At 46.9% G+C, this 18,817-nt stretch carries 10 protein-coding genes; 3 read left to right on the top strand and 7 right to left on the bottom strand.

All coding sequences use genetic code 11. From position 1 onward, the window contains the following. Nucleotides 1-51: 51 nt before the first annotated feature. The 3 genes from E0496_RS18440 to E0496_RS18450 all read right to left on the bottom strand — a co-directional run bounded on the left by E0496_RS18440 (nucleotide 52) and on the right by E0496_RS18450 (nucleotide 6,640). Nucleotides 52-1,062: an S-layer homology domain-containing protein gene (locus E0496_RS18440; protein ID WP_141503214.1), complete on the bottom strand. Its 1,011-nt coding sequence runs from the start codon at nucleotides 1,060-1,062 to the stop codon at nucleotides 52-54. Between the two features lie 588 nt (nucleotides 1,063-1,650). Next, on the bottom strand, nucleotides 1,651-3,540 hold the full coding sequence (locus E0496_RS18445; protein WP_161601472.1) for a glycoside hydrolase family 43 protein: 1,890 nt from the start codon (nucleotides 3,538-3,540) through the stop codon (nucleotides 1,651-1,653). A gap of 43 nt (nucleotides 3,541-3,583) precedes the next feature. Then, the gene (locus E0496_RS18450; RefSeq protein WP_141503216.1) at nucleotides 3,584-6,640 is read right to left on the bottom strand and encodes a glycoside hydrolase family 2 TIM barrel-domain containing protein; all 3,057 of its coding nucleotides are present in this window, start codon (nucleotides 6,638-6,640) and stop codon (nucleotides 3,584-3,586) included. A gap of 227 nt (nucleotides 6,641-6,867) precedes the next feature. Here E0496_RS18450 and E0496_RS18455 point away from each other — a divergent pair, with 227 nt between their 5' ends. Further along, complete coding sequence (locus E0496_RS18455) at nucleotides 6,868-7,692, top strand: helix-turn-helix domain-containing protein (protein ID WP_241674862.1); 825 nt, start codon at nucleotides 6,868-6,870, stop codon at nucleotides 7,690-7,692. Between the two features lie 129 nt (nucleotides 7,693-7,821). On the opposite strand, the gene E0496_RS18460 is transcribed toward E0496_RS18455, so the two are convergent. After that, the gene (locus E0496_RS18460; protein WP_141503218.1) at nucleotides 7,822-10,524 is read right to left on the bottom strand and encodes a glycosyl hydrolase family 95 catalytic domain-containing protein; all 2,703 of its coding nucleotides are present in this window, start codon (nucleotides 10,522-10,524) and stop codon (nucleotides 7,822-7,824) included. Between the two features lie 133 nt (nucleotides 10,525-10,657). Between E0496_RS18460 and E0496_RS18465 the strand changes: the two genes are divergently transcribed. Then, entirely contained in the window at nucleotides 10,658-11,545 is an 888-nt protein-coding gene (locus tag E0496_RS18465; protein WP_141503219.1) for an AraC family transcriptional regulator, read from the top strand. A 29-nt stretch (nucleotides 11,546-11,574) separates the two neighbouring features. On the opposite strand, the gene E0496_RS18470 is transcribed toward E0496_RS18465, so the two are convergent. Next, entirely contained in the window at nucleotides 11,575-15,264 is a 3,690-nt protein-coding gene (locus tag E0496_RS18470; RefSeq protein ID WP_161601473.1) for a glycosyl hydrolase, read from the bottom strand. Between the two features lie 169 nt (nucleotides 15,265-15,433). Here E0496_RS18470 and E0496_RS18475 point away from each other — a divergent pair, with 169 nt between their 5' ends. Further along, a complete protein-coding gene (locus tag E0496_RS18475; RefSeq protein ID WP_141503221.1) occupies nucleotides 15,434-16,246 on the top strand; it encodes a helix-turn-helix transcriptional regulator in 813 nt (270 codons plus the stop codon). Here E0496_RS18475 and E0496_RS18480 read toward each other — a convergent pair. Together E0496_RS18480 and E0496_RS18485 are read right to left on the bottom strand one after the other, a co-directional pair. Beyond that, nucleotides 16,240-16,992 carry a response regulator transcription factor gene (locus E0496_RS18480; RefSeq protein WP_141503222.1) on the bottom strand — a complete coding sequence of 251 codons (753 nt, stop codon included), beginning with the start codon at nucleotides 16,990-16,992 and terminating at the stop codon, nucleotides 16,240-16,242. The genes E0496_RS18475 and E0496_RS18480 overlap by 7 nt on opposite strands. Further along, a complete protein-coding gene (locus tag E0496_RS18485) occupies nucleotides 16,967-18,730 on the bottom strand; it encodes a sensor histidine kinase (RefSeq protein ID WP_141503223.1) in 1,764 nt (587 codons plus the stop codon). The genes E0496_RS18480 and E0496_RS18485 overlap by 26 nt, the downstream gene beginning before the upstream one ends. Nucleotides 18,731-18,817 lie beyond the last annotated feature (87 nt).

An 18,817-nucleotide genomic window follows, 5' to 3' on the forward strand; every position in this document is an offset into this window, starting at 1 on the left:
ATGGATCTTACTATAATTGCTCATTTCAATGCTTCAATTTGAAACACGTTGCTATTGCGCCTTTTTGCTAAGCACATTCATTAGTACCGTGACAGCTTCGGCTCTCGTTAGCTGATCATTTGGTGCAAAACGATTGCCCCCTTTCCCTTTAATAATTCCTGCTTCTACAGCGCTCTTGACATAAAGCTTAGCCCATGCAGCTATCTCGCTTTCATCAGCGAAGCCCGTCTCTCCCTCTTCACTCGAATTCAGAGCTGCTGCCCGTACGACCATTGCCGCCATTTCTGCTCGGCTGATGGTACGATTGGCACGAAACGTATTGTCGTTGTATCCACTGACCGCTTTGGCTGCAACAGCAGAAGAAATATAAGGCTTGGCCCATTCGGGTATTTGTGCAGTGTCCGCGAAGACTAGCTCTGAACCTTCAGGAAGTTTAAGCGCTCGGGTGAGCATGGCAGCAAACTCAGCTCTCGTCACTTGTTGATTCGGCATGAATTGGTTATTTTTGTATCCGCTTACAAAACCAAGATCCACAGCAGCTTTAATATTCTTCTCGGCCCAATGTCCGGATATGTCAGTAAACATAATCGCTCCCGCTCCACCATCTACTTTGACATTTTGGTTCATTTCCGAAAAGGTTGATTGCAGTTTAGAATCTACAAGTGTAGCCTTGTTTAGTGTGAATTTTGCTTCACCGCCCCCAATTCGTTCAAATACTAATTCGGCAATAGAAAAACTGCCTGTATTGCCCGCGACTGGACCTGTTTTGGTATGGGCGAATGCAATTGAATTGCCTTTAATAACAGCTGGAATGGTGAAACCCGTCATCGCACTTGAGGATTTCTTCAGCTTCATTCGAAGCGAATCGAAGGTCAGTGTCAGGTCAAATGCATATAGATCATTGAAATTGGTCCCTGAAATGTTGATTTGAACCTCACCTTTCACTTCATTCGCCGATAACTGCAATTCAGGGGAAGTCGGCGCTGCCGCTGCCGTTGCTGGCATAAGCAGTAATATGCATAGACAAACAATCATTAACCAAGATAAATTTACTTGCTTCAAATCCCTACCATCCTTTCAAGCTAATATTAGAATACGCTTACAACTTCGTACCATCACAGCCCCCTTGGTTGTTTATTGGATGCACCCATACAATAAAGCAACTCTAGCATAGTTAGCTTTTTTATTGAGTGATATAATTTTGTGAAATAGTGCCATTATTTCTGATTTGCATACAATCACAAAAGTTCTTCTCCTATAACTTCCTAATTTGAGGATAAAATAGAAACGATATACAGAACGTGACGTTCTAGCGCTGCTGGCCATAGTACATCATGTGAAAATCACATAGTATTTCAAGCCCATATGCTCCCCTTAACACTATCCGCGTTTGGTAACTCGCATTTCAAATTTATCAATATTAACCTTCATCTTGACCGTGATCGGCAGGCGGCTGAATTGCTCATCCCAATTGTCTTTTTCCTCCATTCAGACCTTCGGATGCGCTCATGGATCAGGTATTGGAAGGCAAAATCCAATTGGATAGTACTTGAAAATCTACTATTTTAATCTGACATCAACTTTATTCCTAACACAAAAAAAACAAGACCAGCCCTCTATTGCGAGATGGCTATTCTTGTTTTTCTTGTTTCACATAACTTCCTTAATAACACGAATCCTTATTGTCCACGAACGGTCTCCGATGATAGCTGTAACCTCTGTTATTCCCTCATTTATGGCGTATACTCGTCCCGAACTCACGGATATGATCTCAGAAGAGCACACATACTGCACTTTAGAGGAGATGTACTCTTTGCAACCGAAGCCATCTGAGCGATATACCTCGATGGCATCGTATTCACCTTTTCGTATCGTCAAATCATTTGACTCCACGCAGATTTCTTCTGCAATTGCCGGGCCTGAATGCGAATAATGGAACCACTCAACATCTATAAAGCCTTCATCCCTATCGTCATTAAAGGTGTATATCCCTATGTTATCTCCTCGGTAACCACCCCATCTAAGCGAATATTCATCCCCGAATGAAGTGAACTGGCAACCATCAAAGCTATAGTAAAATTGACTGACGCAAGAAGCGTTTACAATCGTCCGAAGCCAAATGGTATGTTGACCGTCCGGCAGCCAGGGCCCCTCAACGATTTTACCGTTCGATTCATACTTCAACCTTCTTCTCGCATCACATTGTGCAACCCCGATATTGCAATAGTCGGTTCCGCCATTAAAGTGCGAAAGGCCGGCCTCTTGTCCTGCGAACATCCCCTTCAGTTCAAGCTTGATATCCGCCTGTACAACAGAAGCGAGCAAGTAACGCTGTGCAATCGTATTGCCTGCATGGAAGAAGCTCCCTCGTCTAAGACGTCCGAATGCTCGTAATCGAAGATACCCTGGTCTCTCGCTTAACGACCAGTAATCATTTCGTGGCGCATGGTTCCAATACCATATAGGGGATAACGTCGGTTCATTAAAGTCGTCACTGTGCTGTGGCAGCATTACAGGATAACCTTGATGCGGTTTTTGATGCTGCCATACCATTTCTCCTGTTGGAATGCTTTTCTCAGCGCTCCCCATATATGGCCAATCCTCCAGCCAAACGACCGGCACAAGATGAACCTTTCTTCCTGCCGCACCGCCATCGTCATATTGTCCAATGAAGTACCATTCACCCTGGGGAGTATCAATAAAACCTCCTTGGGAAGGAAACTGATGCCCGAGAAACCGCACCTCATAAACGCCCGGCTCGCCCGGACCACCGGCTGAACCATCCAGCTTGGTACCATATAGATGTCGAGCCCTTTTTACATACCCTCCACGTCCTGCCGGACTTCTGCCCTGAAAGTCGACATTAAACAAATAGTAATAGCCGTTCCGTTTAAAAATTTTATTCCCTTCCGTGCCTTCAATCTGGTAGAAAATTGTTCCGCTGTTAGGCAAATCATCTACATCAGCATCTAGAAGCCTGGTTCCATCTGGGCTCATCCGAAACAAATAGAGGGAATGTGTTCCTAAATAAGCCGATGCCATATAGGCTTCTCCACTATCATCCCAGAAAACGTCCGGATCTGTCCAAGGCTCCGTACGCATCGGCTTCCCGTTCTTATCTTCCATCTGCTTGACATTCCAAGGCCCAACAGCTTCATCAGCAGTTGCCACAAAGAAACCCTCCCCTTTGTAACAATTGACATAAACCAAGAATTTCCCGTTAACATAATGAATCGATGGGGCAAATACACCTGCTCCATAATTATTCAATTGATTCCATCGAAATCGAGGTCCTAGTACTCCCACATCTGGAATTGCATGGCTGACTGTACGCCAATTCACCAGATCCTTGGAGTGTAGAATATCAACCCCTCCGGATTGCTGAAACGTTGATACCGCCAGATAATAATCCTCCCCAACCCGAACGACATCCGGATCACTATAATCGGCCGGTAGAACCGGATTACAATACGTGCCGTCCCCCTGGTCTCCCCACTTCAATGGGAATCCTGCATTTATGAACCGATGCTTGTCTCTCATGATCCACCAACTCCCAATGAAATACTCCATAAAAAAATCGTGCTTAGATTAATTCATCTTCTTTAAAGACGGGTAAGATCGTCATAGAGAATTGAATGTTCTTCTCCTTAAGCTGGTACGTCTCAAGCAACTCAGGGCCACATGAGGCCGAACCGACACCGCTCATGTTGTAATCGACATGAACAAACGTTTGCTCCCGCTCTTGAAGCTCATGATCATGAGCCGCTTGCTCCAAGTCACTGACACTGTATTTGGAAGCATTAAATGAGAACGTTTGCTTCGAACAGAATAGAAGCCCCATGCCTAAGCGGTTGGATACGACAGCCCATTCCGTCCCGTAACGGGACCCATTTTCTTGCGGCATAATATAGTTTTCATGGAGCTCCTGGACCGTTTTTACAAAACGCCCCCTTCGGACACTGTGCCTCTTATCTATATAACTCTCATGGGGACCAAAGCCCAAATATTCTACTTCATTATTCCCTTGGGGCATGACGATCTCGAAACCAAAACGAGGTAAATAAACAAAGCTCTCTTTGTCTCTTATCTTAGTATCCGTGGACAATGTAATGGAACCTCCTGCCTCTACACGCCATACCGTTGCACCACGCATAATCGTATATCGGTTCGAAGCTGCCAAGGAGAAACATACCTTTACCTCAACAGAAGATGGGCTGGTTTGCTCCCAATGGCATTCATAAACTTTGGTCTGCGCACGGTCATAACCTTCTGCCCGCCATTTCCGAACGGCATGCATATCATTATCCAGCGGAGCTCGCCAAATGGAATAGGAAATGGGACGATCCAGCATTTCAAGCTCATTTCGCTGAATGCTTATGAGCGTTCCTTGGTCTAAACAGAAGACATAGCGGAAATCATGGCCTTCTACCCTTAACACGCCATTCTCTTCAACAACGGTCAGAGAAGAATTACCCTTTCTATTGCAAATCAGATTTGAGAGGTCGTTCTCTTCTGTCTTTTCTTGAAGCGCGAATTGCGCAAAGGCGATCTCATATCCAACTCCTCCCCAAGCTGTATCCTGATTAAGCCGAAATGATAAGGTGAGATAACTGCTACCATGCGAATTCGGTAAGCAGTAAGGCAGCACGATTGCCTGTTGTTGGCCTGCTTGTGCTTCTAGCTGCCAAACTTGTCCTTGTTCCTGTAAGATACCATCAAGCTCCACTTTCCAAAAGAGAGAAACATGAGACAAATCGATAAAATCATAAAGATTAACGATTTGTAGGTTTCCCTTCGATAGTTCCTCCGCTATCACCCGAATCGGAGCAATGACTTGCTTCAGCTCAAGCAATCCTGTATGAGGTCTACGATCGGGATAGACAAGTCCATCGATACAGAAATTACCGTCATGAGGGCGGTCATGATCTCCAAGGTCACCACCGTAGGCATAATAAGTCCTTCCATCCGCTGTCTTAGCCAGCATCCCATGGTCGCTCCATTCCCATACACAGCCGCCCATCAGCTTGGGATATTTATAAATGACATCCCAATAATCCTTCAAATCCCCTGAGCTATTCCCCATCGCATGACTGTATTCGCATAGAAACATTGGCATCTTGTTATTCTCATTTTGAGCGTAAACTTCCAAATCCTTTACGGACGCATACATCTTACTTTCCATGTCCAGACAAGAAATATCCGAATGTCCCTTCATTTCAGGTGCCGTGCATTCATAATGAACCGGGCGTGACGTATCTCTCTCTCTTGTCCATTTGGCCATTGCGATATGGTTCAAGCTGTAACCCGATTCATTTCCCATGGACCAGATGATGACTGAAGGCTGATTCTTATCTCTTTCAACCATTCGAACAGCCCGCTCTTTAAACGCTTCAAGCCAATCTGGATCTGCGGATAGAAAATGAAAGGAACCGTTCTTGAATTCACCGGATTGCCCGGTACCATGGCATTCAAGATCTGCTTCATCCATAATATAAAAACCATACTCATTACACAGCTCCAGAAAGCGAGGATCATTCGGGTAATGGGAGGTGCGAATCGTATTGATATTGTGCTGCTTCATAACAAGCAGGTCCTCAATCATGGCTTTCATAGGGACCGTGTGCCCCAATTCTGGATGCGAATCATGGCGATTGACACCTTTAAGCTTTACCGCTTTTCCATTTAGGAGGAATACACTGTCTTTAACCTCTACCTGGCGAAAACCGACTTGGAAAACTAATGTTTCATTGCCTGCCGAAACGAACAACTTATACAGGTTAGGCATTTCAGCACTCCAAAGGTCAGGCTGTTCCACCTCAAGCTCTATCGTTCCAGAGCCTTCGATAACAGACTTGCCCTTGGCAATGGAGATTCCTTTCGAATCCTTCAATTCCGCGGTTACCTCAAGTACTCCGGTTGTTTCAATCTCTGACTGTAAAATAGCTTTGGAGAAATCTGCTTGATGGTCCTGCTTGTTAAACACATCGCGAATATGCTGCTTGTCCCGTGCAATCATATACACATCACGGAAAATACCATTAAAACGCCACATATCCTGATCCTCAAGGTATGTTCCGTCACACCACTTAAGTACCATTAACGCCATACGGTTAATCCCTGGACGCAAGTAGGATTGGATATTAAATTCAGCCGGCATCCGGCTGCCTTGACTATAGCCAGCAAAATGACCATTCACCCATAAGTAAAAACAAGAACTAACGCCTTCAAATACGACAAAGTTTTCCTTGCCCTCGCCATTTGCAGACAATGCAAAATCACGGACATATAGTCCGGCTGGATTAGCGTTCGGTACATAGGGAGGATCGTTAGGGATTGGATAATGATAGTTCAGATAATGCATTTGGTCGTACCCGCTGGTCTGCCAACAGGAGGGAACAAGCAAATCATTCCAACTGCTCGTATCCCATTTGTCCATATAGAAAGGCTCCCTAACTTCCTTGACACTAGAGTGATACTGAAATTTCCAGTTACCGTTAAGAGTCTGATAGATAGGTGATTGCCCCCGTCGACCGCTTGCTGCCTCTTCCACGCTTGAATAGGGAATATAATAAGATCTTGCAGGCTCACGATTAATTTGAAGAATAGATGGATCTTCCCAGTATTTCTTGATTGACAGCATATGTAGTCTCCTCTGCTCATGGTTTAATCCGATTATATCGGTACAAGACCTCAGCAGATAGATTCCAATAGAGACATGTGTTAGTACAAAATGGACATCTCTATTTCCACTTGCATCTCTCGATTGTATAAATTATTATTTTATATAAGACATATAAGACTCTTACGATTGAGTCTAATATAATACAAAACAGACATTAGGTGATGGGTTCAATGCAGTGCTTACCTTTGAGGAGCAACGTTTCTCTCAGCCTTGCAGGCGGCTTGCCCATTCGAGTCTACACGGTTGGAATGGATCGGCAAATCTCCATAACACGTCTAGAAGGCTTCTCAGCTCCACAAGTTCTTATCACATTCAGTGGAACAGGCAAGTTCCGCCAGCTTGGCCAGTCTTGGAAGATTCTTGAGCCAGGCTCACTCCTCTTTATTCCGGCCAACCTGCCAAATGAATATATGCCAATTGGTGAGGAGAACTGGCATGTCGGATATGCCACTTACTTGGAGAATGAAGGCGGAGTCCTATCAAGCTGGGGATTCAAAGAACAACCATTTGTCGGCAAGCTGAACGATTTAACTCCTTTTTATTCTTTAATAGATAGGATCTGGCGTCACTCCGGTCCTGCGTACGATCCTTGGGCAGCAATAGAGGGGTTAATTTCGTTATGTATCGAAATTCTTAAACAAATGCACAGTAATAATCCTAACCCTTTGCCTGTTCCGATTTCATCTGGCACCTTGCAGGACAATATTGTAGACAATGCCCTTCGTTTTATCCATGACCATTTGAATCGCAACATTAGCGTCACCGAACTGGCTTCTCGGGCAGGTTATTCTCCTAAACAGCTGACCCGTCTGTTCAAACAACAAACCGGTCAAACTCCGCTGCAATATTTGCAGGCACTCCGTCTGCAAACCGCGCATCTCATGCTGATTGACAATCCGGGAATGACGGTCCGTCATGCAGCTGCTGCAGCAGGTATGGAGTGTGTGTATTTCAATCGATTATATAGGCGTACATTTGGATGTACGCCTACGGAGTCCAGACGTTTATAATTAGTTTTGGAAATTTTCTAAATTATGTGGGGGTAAACTGACTTTTTCTTAAATACATCGCTAAAGTACGATCGTTCCTCATAACCGACTGCGTTTCTGCAGTCGGTTTGTTCTATATAAGGAATTACTCTAAATAAATTCGACCGTAACGTCTATTCCATCACTTAGCGTTAACGTAACATACTTGCCCATTTCACCTTCATGCGCTTGAACTTCCTCGCCGTTAACGATGACTCTCATCCAAGGAATGCCAGCACTTAATCGGATAGTATTGTCCTCAATTCTTGATTTCAATGTAGCTTTGGCGGTCCCGCTTAACAGATTCCAAGATAAGTGTTTAACCTCCACTTGTGTTCTTGCCATAAGGCCATCCATTGATCCCGATTGCCAATCGGAGGGCAATGCCGGAAGCAGCTCGATTTCGCCTGTATTCGAAAATAGAAGCGCCTCATTAATTGAAGCTACGACGCCAAATGATGTATCCGTACAATAGCAATGACTTCTTCGATTTGTATCATGGTCAGTCATTAAAGACGGGTAATAACCAGCAGCCGTCATCATGGGCAGCAGCGAAGCGATCACGTCGTTGCCCCCTTTAAGCCTTGCGCTAACCAGCGCCTTATGCATCCAGCCATGTCCCGCCGTAGCATCCCCCGTATTGTATTTATCTCTATTCTCGAGCGCAATCTTCGCTGCTATCGCAAGCGCTTTATTGTTCTGCGTTTCATAAGCAGGCCATGCCACATATAGGTGACTCAAATGGCGGTGGTTATTATTTTCCGTATATTCGTTCATAGCCCATTCGCGCAAAGCGCCATCCGCGTCATATTTATAATCAGGCAGCAGATCTAAGAGAGCCTCCCATTTGGCAATGGCGGCTTCATATCCTTCGCGTTTTACGGCTTTCTCCATTGTCATTACCATTAATAACCCATCCCGAGCAGCCGAAATATCCATGGTCGCATTAGCCGTTATTGTGCTGTTATAACCAATCGGATTATTTTCCGGCGAATAGGTTGGTATAATCATATATTTCTCGCCAGGATCTAACGTTGTTTTACCGCTTTGATGACAAGCGTTGCCGTTCTTGTCTGTGTAGTATTCAGGCGTACATATTTGTTCCCAGAAATTAGCCTGCTTCGTCAGGAGTGGGAGCAAAATATCTTTCTCTAATTCCAAATGTCCCCTTCGCAATAAATCAGCGAAATCCTCATCGGAAAGTCCCCCGTCATGGACGCTGAGCAGTGATTGCAACTCATGAATTCTCATCGCATCTACAATCGGGATTTGCTTATTCCCGTAACATTGCCAGTATTCATAAATCGGAAGAAGGCACCAGCTTGCGCCGGCATTCCAATACTCAAACGGGTAATCGTTGTCATATTCCACATGCATGCCGCGGTCACCGTCAGAGTTGACGGACACCTGAATAGCATCATGCATCCCGTAAGCCATGCGAGCATTGTAGGCGAAGTCCGGCGTATTCCGCAGAAAAAACGCGATGTATCCAAGCTGCGCCTGCGTCAGATGCCCCGTATTCATGGCCGCAACCTGCAAGTTCACATTTGCGTCAAGGGTGTAAATGCCGCGCCAGCCCGGATTCCATTCGCCGGTCCACATGCCATATAAGCGAGGCGCGCTTGAGCCGCTGCAGCATATCATCGCATATCTGCCCTGGTTGTAAACCTGCTCCATAAAGGCATGATTAATTCTCGATACCGTCGCTTGTTGGGTATGAATCAGCGTAAGATTATCCGTATGCTTATCAGTGTCATCACCGGCTAACGAGAAGCCGATGGCATTAAATTCAGCAGCATGCTGCTCGGCATGGGGAGCAAGGGCTGCGTCATAATCAAAACCGCCTTGAGGATCAATATACTTCTGAGCGACAGCATCCGTATGGCGGAACAACTGCTCTACGAGAGCGTATTCGGCCTGTCCGGCAAAATCTTCAATTCTGCCCATCTCATAAGTTCGATTGGATTGTGTAATGAGATAAACGGCATCGGCGTCTATAATTTGAATTGCTGGGTTCTGCTCACTGCCAACGTTCATTGTTTCATTCGTTTCAGCGAGCAGCACTCTTTTCTTGGTACCGTTCACCACGAGTACCTGCGTTAACCCCGCATATCCTGCATTACGAAGCTCGCTGCCCGGGTAGGATGGGTAATGCGCAACTTGTGCGATATATTCTGCCTGTGAATCTACCAGCTTCTTGTATTGAAGCGCTGATACCTCAGAAGTGCCGTTTTGGGCACGACTCATACTTAAAATATCGTCGATGGAAATCGTCATATTAATCTTGGTACCGGTGATAGATTGTTCAATTTTCGTAATCGAAACATTGTCTGCTCTAGAAGTGAAGGTGGTTCTCATCCACCTGCCAAACTCATCGGTGTAACGCACGCCCGTCTCCGCCGTCTCATAATTCGTCCATCGCTCATAGCCGGATACACTTCCTCTATTTGCCGCGCTTAATCGAAGCTGATGTCCGGGATGATAACTGTAGTAGAACGTTCTGATTCGTGTCGACTCTTTCTCGTCCTTAATCTTCCATTGGTCGTTCTGATTAAAAACGTTCCATCTCGCATCACCAAGCTGCTCCGTTAATTCATTAGGAATAAATCTCGGATCTTTGGACGGATAGTTGAACCACATGTATTGAAAGATGAAGCTATCCGAATATGGTGAGCCTGACGTAATATAACCGTTCTCACCGTTGCCACTGACCATGCCGTCCCGCCAAGCGTATCCGGGGTTCGACCCCGGTATCTCCGTATAGGCGTACGTATAATTTCCTTTTTCAAACATGCGTGCTGCTGACGTTGTCATAGACTTTTCCCCCTCTTTCCCATGCTCTATGCTTTTCGCTATAATTATATCGATACAAGTTTGAAGACGTTATCAATTGAGACGACCAAAGGTACCCTTGAGGTGTCGCATTTTGACAGAGGAGAATATTGAAATGAAACTCCCCCCGATTAACATCGGTAATATGGATATTAAGCTCGTGCTAGGCGGATTTGTATTGAATGTCTTGTACGTGAAGTTCGGTTTTTTTCACAGCTCGATGCGAGAACATAGCCATAGCCACGGAAGCTACGAGCTTCATTACATTCCTAGCGGTCACGGCATTCTAGTAGCGGAAGGAAAACGTTATCCTCTCACGCCCGGAACGTTGTTTATGACAGGACCTGATGTCGCACATGAGCAGATTCCGAATCTCAGCGATCCTATGGCTGAATACTGCATCTTCTTCGAAGTGCTTCAAGAGGATTCTCAACTTATTGTCAGTAAATATAACGCCCATAAGGATACTCTCCTGTCGGAATTACTGGTGAATACGCCGTTCTGGATCGGTCCTGACAATGAAAATATGATGTCTTTGTTCGGAATGCTTGCAGACGAGCTGTCATCGAAACGCCTCGGCTTTCACCATATGGCAACGAATATACTGGAAATGATCGTTACCCGTATGGTTCGGCAGTATACGGAGCACAGTTCCTCTCTGCTGGACGTTCCGGTTAAAACGTTGGATGACAACAGGCTGCTTACGATTGAAAACAGTTTCTTATACGAGTACCCTTCCATTACGTTAGGACAACTTGCGAACAAGCTGGGTCTGAGCACCCGGCAGACAGAGAGGAGCGTTCAGAAGCAATACGGCGTATCCTTCAAGAATAAAAAACAGCAATCCCGAATGAGCGCCGCAGCCCAGCTTTTAACAACAACGGATATGTCTATTAGCGCTATTGCTGAGGTGATTGGATTTGCAACACTGGAACAATTCAGTCATTCGTTCAAACAATATTACGGAATGACCGCTACTCAATATAGGTCTCGAAAAAAATGACTATAATTTAACTCAAGTCGGATTCGACATTATGCATTGCCAAGGATGTCCAATCTGACCGGACCAAGCAGTCCCGAAGTCAACTCTCCCCGATAGCGAGTCGGAATCGTCACATAATGATTGGCGAGCGTGTTATACACAAGCACTTCCAGCACATTGAGCCCCTCCTTCAGCCATGGTGCGATATCTGCGGTCCAAGGTGCTTGTACAATTGTTCGTACATGCTGTCCATTCACACGGATCTCGGCGGTAGCTGACACGGCCCCTAGATCGAGCATTGCAGCATATGCTTGCGGTCCTGCCGCCAATGTCCATTCTAACTGCCGACGGTATACAGCTCCTCCAGAATAGCAAGTTAGTCCGTCGATTATAGACCAATCGCCAAGCTGCATGAATCCCGCTCCGCATTGCAATCGTATTGGCTCCGGCAGCGCTGCCCCTCCATACGAGGGATTATCGTACGCGATACGAACGGCCACAAGACTAACCCTGTTCTCTTTCACTGTGGATGACGCTCGGAATGAGACTAAGCCTCCCTCTTGGGCAGGGGCAGGATCACGGTCGACCGGCCATTCATTCCCATTCACCCACACACGAATATTCCTATGCTTGGCGGTAATCTGCATCGCTTCAAGCCCGGGAGGAGCCGTGAAGCGATACCAGCCTGCAGCTGGCTTGCTTGCGCCAGGATATACGTCATAGGCTAAGACAGCCGGATTGTTATGCCAAGACATAGCAAGCGGCATTGACTGGCTCCAATCGCCCGGAGTATCCGTACGCTCGAATACAACATGCCCCCGACCAGCGCGCTCGTAACGAAGCAGCACCATATTCACGCCTACTTTAACCTTAAGCTGCTCCGTCTCTCCTTTGATCAGCTCGCCGTTTAGCCATATCTTCTCTGGAGTGATACCTCCTGCTCTCATTCGTACGCTCGTTTCTCCCTCCAGATCGAACGATGTCCACAAATAAGTAACGCTGCCTTCTTTCTCTATTTCATATTGTGTACCCGTTAAGTCGAAGCTTGGACGGCCAATGGCAATAAAATGATCCGTTATCTCGCCTTTCAGTCCATGGTACCCTTGATGGCCCGGGTCTCCTTCTATACCGTACCGAGTCGAATACGCGTACGTATCCCATTCGTAAACCTCGCCGCTCTCCTCTATGAAATGCCCCTCGGGCGCTGACGTCATTTGAACTAGTCTGCTCTCCAATTCATCACTGCATTCAGCTTCAGGAAGCGGCCCCAATTTACGTAAATAAGGTCCGTACCCGCAGGTCGCCTTCTCCCAAGAGGAATCATCATAATCAGAATTATGCCTCTCTTCTTCATGTGGCGATCTATTATCGATCTCATAAGTGAACCGGAACTGGCGTGCTTCCGCTCCGATAAGCGCTTCCTCAGGCGGCTGTCGGAAATCCCCGAACCGATTGTCCATCGTCGGCAGAAGCTCGAATGCCCAATCTCCGTCCAAGTTCATCCGTTGCAGCGAGGCACGGGACCGCATATGCATCTGATCCGAAAGCTTGCTCCCTGAAGCTTGAACCCGCTTCTCTTCAACGAACACAATCAACTGAATTTCCGATATGTCTAGCGGCAGCTTGATATACGTGCCCTCAGCCGTAACCCGTTCCGCTTGCAGGATTAAAGCCGATCCATCCCACGGGTTCCAGAGCTCGATTGCGCCATGACAACGGAAAAAGCATTCCGACCCCCTCACTCCTCCGTATATGGCATATACATCCCGAAAGCCTATTCTGCGATGCATCACATATGGCATTGACGACTCCTCTGCTTCACTGAGACAAGCGAAGTCTCGCGGGAAAGCCCGATTGATAGCCTCCTCCGCTTCCTCGCATGAATGCACCGTGAAAGCTATTCCTCCCGCCTGGCTCCTCTGCGTACGGCTCCCCCCATGATTAGCGGATTCTGAAGCCGACCAGCCGAATAGGGAACGGACAAGACGATTAAGCTCCAAGTCAGCCGCGCCAATGCGATCACTTGCCTCCGGCAACCAATCGAGCGCAATGACAATGCCTCCTGCTTCATGGAACAACTGCGCCATTTCTAGCGTTGAATAACGCACAGCGCGCATGGACGGTATAATCAAAACGCGATACGCTTCACCTGCCACGTGGAACTTGTGATCCTCCATTGTCGCCCGTTCAAGCGACTGAAAATCGATAAAATCAAAATCGATGCCACCTTTATACAAATGCTCTCCCATTTCGAAGGCTGACCTCACCGACGCTTCCCCGTCAAGTCCCGCCTCCATAGCCGCAACGGGATACACAATAGCAACATCGCAGGCATGGACCCCTTGGCTGAGCAAATAGCTGAGCCGCTCCGTGCATGCCATGAACGACTTCATATGCTTCCAATATGGCATGCGGAAATGATTACAAGGCGGCGCCCATTCCCACCAGCCGCCGAAAGTCGTGTAATACAAACCGTGCAGCGTCAGCAGATTGTGTCCGGTAACGAAATTGCGAAACACCGCATCCGCTACATCCGCCGTCGTCGTGCCCCAGCCGGTGCCATAGAATCCTTCCAACCAAGTCCGTGGACGCTCATACAGATGGGCAATTGAACTGGCTACTTTATTTTTGATCAGGTCGCTTTGGAAGTCGGGCTGGTCGCATCCCGGTCCTTGATTCCAACGTTGCGTGCGGAAGTAATCTCCGAATTCAGTGATGTCCTTCCCTCTTCCGCCGTGATCGCAGCCGTAAATCATGCCGCGTTCCTGATGCCATTCGAATACCGGAATGAAGTAATGCTCCTCGGATAATGCCACCATGACATCCCCGTAATCGAGTCGGATCTTAGCCGTTCGCGGGCCGATATCGATGAACAGCGCCGATAGCTCCTGCACGATGTCGTAGCCTTTGCGATGAATAAAGGCTTCCCTGAAGCGCTCGTTCCAAAGCCGCCCCCGGATGCCGAAATCCAGCTCGTCCGAGAAAAAGAAACCCAGCTTGGCGCCGCTTATCCCGGACAGCCGTTCCTCGAACCGTCCGAAAAAATGTTGAATGACCATAGCCCCGCTGTCCGGATGCATCGGATCGATAGATCGTGGCTTGTGCTCTTCATAAACGATGGATAGATGCCATTTACCCTCCGGCTTCTCCCACTGCAGTTTTCCATCCTTGATAAAGGACATTAGATCTATCATTCTCTTCGGCAGTTCGCCGTTCTCATCCTCCAACAATGCAGATGCTGAGATCACGCCAGTGGGGAGCCCCCTCTCGATCCATTCGCTCTGCCCCTCTACTATCCAGTCCAGATGCGCAAGGTTCGATCCGGCAATATCCGGTCTTTGCGCCCGAATCTCATCCGTATACCACCCTTGTCCAGGCGCACACAGCGTATAGTCGCTCAGGCTAACAGCGATGCCATATGAACCAGCCTTCGCCGCAAACCAGATAAATAGCTCCCACCATGCTTCAGAAAACAATGGCGGATCGCTCGCATACGTCAATCCCCAGGCGTCTCCTCCTTCGTCGCTATGCGCATAGTTGATTTGCAATCCCGTTATATGGTGATCCTTTAACTGCTCCAGCTGCCAAGTCAACCTTTCCTTGGTTAACGTCTCTCCGACCCACCAATAGAAAGCAACCTCGCCGTAACCTGCCGGCGGGGCAACGAAGCCCGGACACACATCAAGCTCAAAGCTTCGGCTAGGAACACCTGCTGCCGCAACTACCTTTTCGTCATGCATGAAATACACCCCTTCTTTATTGAAATAAGTGAGGATAAGAACCATCGATTCGATCATATCGGAAATCAGCCTTTTCGAAGAGAGGAAGAGATAACTAATATGTATATAAAACTAACCTGCTTTTGTACCCGTAATGTGCTAAGATCTAAAGAAAAAGGAGGTGTATGGCATGAATCATTTGCGGCTTAGGAAGTATTTCGAGGGTCTTCAGGTGAATGTGACAATGGCCGGACATGTCCGTGTGCCCTCCGACTGGAAGCATCACAATCACATCACGGCGAATAACTGCCTTTATTATTTTATGGAAGGGGAGGGGATGCTTCAAATTCGTGATTCGTCCTTCAGTCCCCAGACTGGCGATTTGTTCGTGCTGCCTGCGGGCGCTCTTATTTCTTATTCCACTTCTCCAGACAACCCTTATCGCCAAATGTTTTGTCACTTCGACGCGACCGTAGGGCAAATCCCGCTATTTCAACTCATAGACACGCCACTACGCATCTCTGTAAGCGATGGATTGCAAGCAGAAACGTTGTTTGGCAAGCTCATCGAACATTTTCATAGCAGCGACGTATTCGCCGCGCTTGCTATCAAATCTGCCCTGTACGAGCTGCTTCAATTTATCTGGGAACAGGAACCGCGAAAGCCGTCAGCAGTTGTCTCACCAGCCGCCGAGCGTTGGAATAATATCTTGAGTTATATCGACAAACACGCCGTCGGCCCGCTGACCATTGACCAGATTGCAGGCGCCTTCAATTACAGTCCAAATTATTTTTTCCGTTATTTCAAATCAGCGTTTGGCATCAGCCCACACCAATATATCATCAAAACACGCATGGAAATGGCCAAGCAGCTTCTGCTGAATACCGATTGGACAACAACTCGCATTGCAAACGAGCTTGGCATGGAGCGTTCCCATTTCTCCCGGTTGTTCCTCGCCTCTACGGATATGACGCCGCGGCAGTTCAGGAGCCTTCATCAATAACAACCTGATTTCCTATACTCTCCGGGAGTGACACCTACCGTTTTCCGAAAAACCTTATAGAACGTGCGGCTGTTGTCATATCCGACGCATTTGGCGATTTTATCCAAGGGGAGATCTTTGGTACCCACGAGCAATTGCTTCGCTTTTTCAATGCGTACCTGATTCATATATTTGACAAAGGTGTCGCCCGTCTCTCTTTTGAATATTTGTCCGACATAGCTTGGATGAAGGTTTAGGGTTGCCGCTACATCAGGCAAGGAAATATCCTTCATATAATTCATTTCAATAAAAGCCTTCATGAGCGAAATATTCTCGTTCTGTGGGGACGCCGTTAGGTCATTCAATGATAACGGATCTGGAAGGTGCTGTTTTTCTTCCAGCAGCACCAAGGCGATTCGCTTCAGCAGCTCGGCGAGCTCGTGCTGATTGACGGGCTTTAGCATATAATCCACGACCTGCAGTTGAACCGCTTTGCGTGCATACTCGAATACATCATGTCCGGTTAGAATAATGAACCGTTTCACCTTTTTCTGCTGCGCTTGTTTAATGAACTCAAGACCATCAATTCCCGGCATATGGATATCCGTAATGATAAGGTCCGGCTGAAAATAGTCAATTTTCTCCAATGCGTCGATCCCGTCGCTAGCCAATATAATTTTGCCAAACGGTGTATTTTCTTCCTCAATCATATCCCGAATGCCCTCTAGTATTATGGGTTCGTCATCCACGATCATCAGCTTCAGCATGCTTGATCTCCTCCGTTTGCAGAATAAGAGTAAACGTCGTTCCCTGTCCTTCCCCACTTTTGACAAGCATTTTCGATTCCTTGCCGAAATATGCCTTTACGCGCTCTGTTACATTGCCGAGACCAATGCCCGTTCCAGTCGATAATGCGAGGTCGGCTATACCGCCGTGAAGTCTTAGCCGCAGATTCGATAGCTTCGGTTCTGGAATACCCGTTCCATTATCCATAACATGGATTTCAATAGCATCTTGAGCTCTTTTGAAATGAATGGCTATCGTCTTCGTCCCCCGGATGTTCGACAGTCCGTGAATCATGCTATTTTCTACGAGCGGCTGCAATATAAATCTCGGACAACGAACCTTGAGCAGCTCTTCATCCGATTCAAGCTCGAACAGAAGATCCCTCATCCGAATCTGATGAATAGCGAAATAGGCCTTGACATGCTCCAACTCCTCCTCAAGCGTCGTATCATTCGTTTGCGATAAGCTATAGCGAAGGAGATTGCCTAAGGAATATGCCATCTCAGCTACCGTATAATCCTTGTTTGACCTAGCAAGCATTCGCATCGTCTCCAGCGTGTTGTATAAAAAATGAGGCTGGATTTGCGCTTGCAGCATTTTGAAATCTGCATCCTTCTTCAGCAGCTCCACCTTTTGCACGCGATTGACGAGTTCATCGATGCGCCCGATCATGGCGTTGTAATTAGATAAGAGGAAGCCGATCTCATCCTTGCCCTGTTTTCCCGAATAGGGGGTTCCTATATCATCCAAGCCGACTTTGCGCATATGGCGGGAAAGCAGCAAAATCCGCTTTGTAAGCGATGACAATAGAACGTAATAAAATACTGATAGCAGGCCAAGAAGTACGATCCCAGCGCCTGCAAGCCAAAGCTTCGTCCACAAAAATTGGAACAGGGCGTCTTGTTTATTGATTTCAACAACGGTTAAGCCGAAGCGCGGCACTTGTACGGAATTGACCATCAGCCTCTTTCCGTCAACAAGGAATGTACTGTCCTCTCTGGTCAAAACGGATGATTTGATCCCCGCAAGCAGTCCGGCGCGGATGAGCGTTTCCCTCTTCGAGCTGAAGACAGTGCCCTCCGAATCCATCAGTAAAATCGTATTTTGCGGATGAATAGCGCTAAGCGCTTTCATAAACTCCTCTATGAGTGCTGATTTTACCGAAATTTCAACAATGCCAAGCTCGCTTGTATAGGTTTCACTATAAAGCTTGTGGTAGTATACCAAGGAAGCTTCTGACCCGGCAACGTTTGATTTCTTCCACAGCCCTTTTACCGGAAGCAGCTTTTTCTTCTCCTCGTTGCTCAGCTTGCTCTCTATCTCCGAATAGTCCGCGAATTCAGGGAAAGATAACAGCCTGTTCTGCGTTTTAGGGTACACGACAAGCTGCTCGACCATCGGCTCGCCAAGAGATGCGAATGCAAAGGCGGGACTGATCTCCTTTAAATATGAGTAAATAAGATCCCTATCATACACGTAATCCCCCCGCAAAAAGTCTAGCAAGGCGGTATTATTTTGGTAGATGGAATACAAAGATTCGATCTTAGACAGTCTGGCTTCCAAATTTGCCCCCTGCTGTTCGATATTTTGCTGATTAGTCAATTGATACTGCGTGATCAATCGTCCATAGAGCTGATTATAGACAAACGCCGAAAAAATAAGGAACGGAAGAACAATAAGAAAAATATATCCCACGACCATTTTAGTACTTATGCGCATAATAACTAATCTCCCCGATGAAATAGAAAATGGAAGCAAGCGAGCTCATACGGAAAGCCGCCCTTGCGGGCTGACCTTCCATATGAG

It is taken from the genome of Paenibacillus luteus, assembly GCF_006542765.1.
In the GTDB taxonomy this organism is placed as follows: domain Bacteria; phylum Bacillota; class Bacilli; order Paenibacillales; family Paenibacillaceae; genus Pristimantibacillus; species Pristimantibacillus luteus.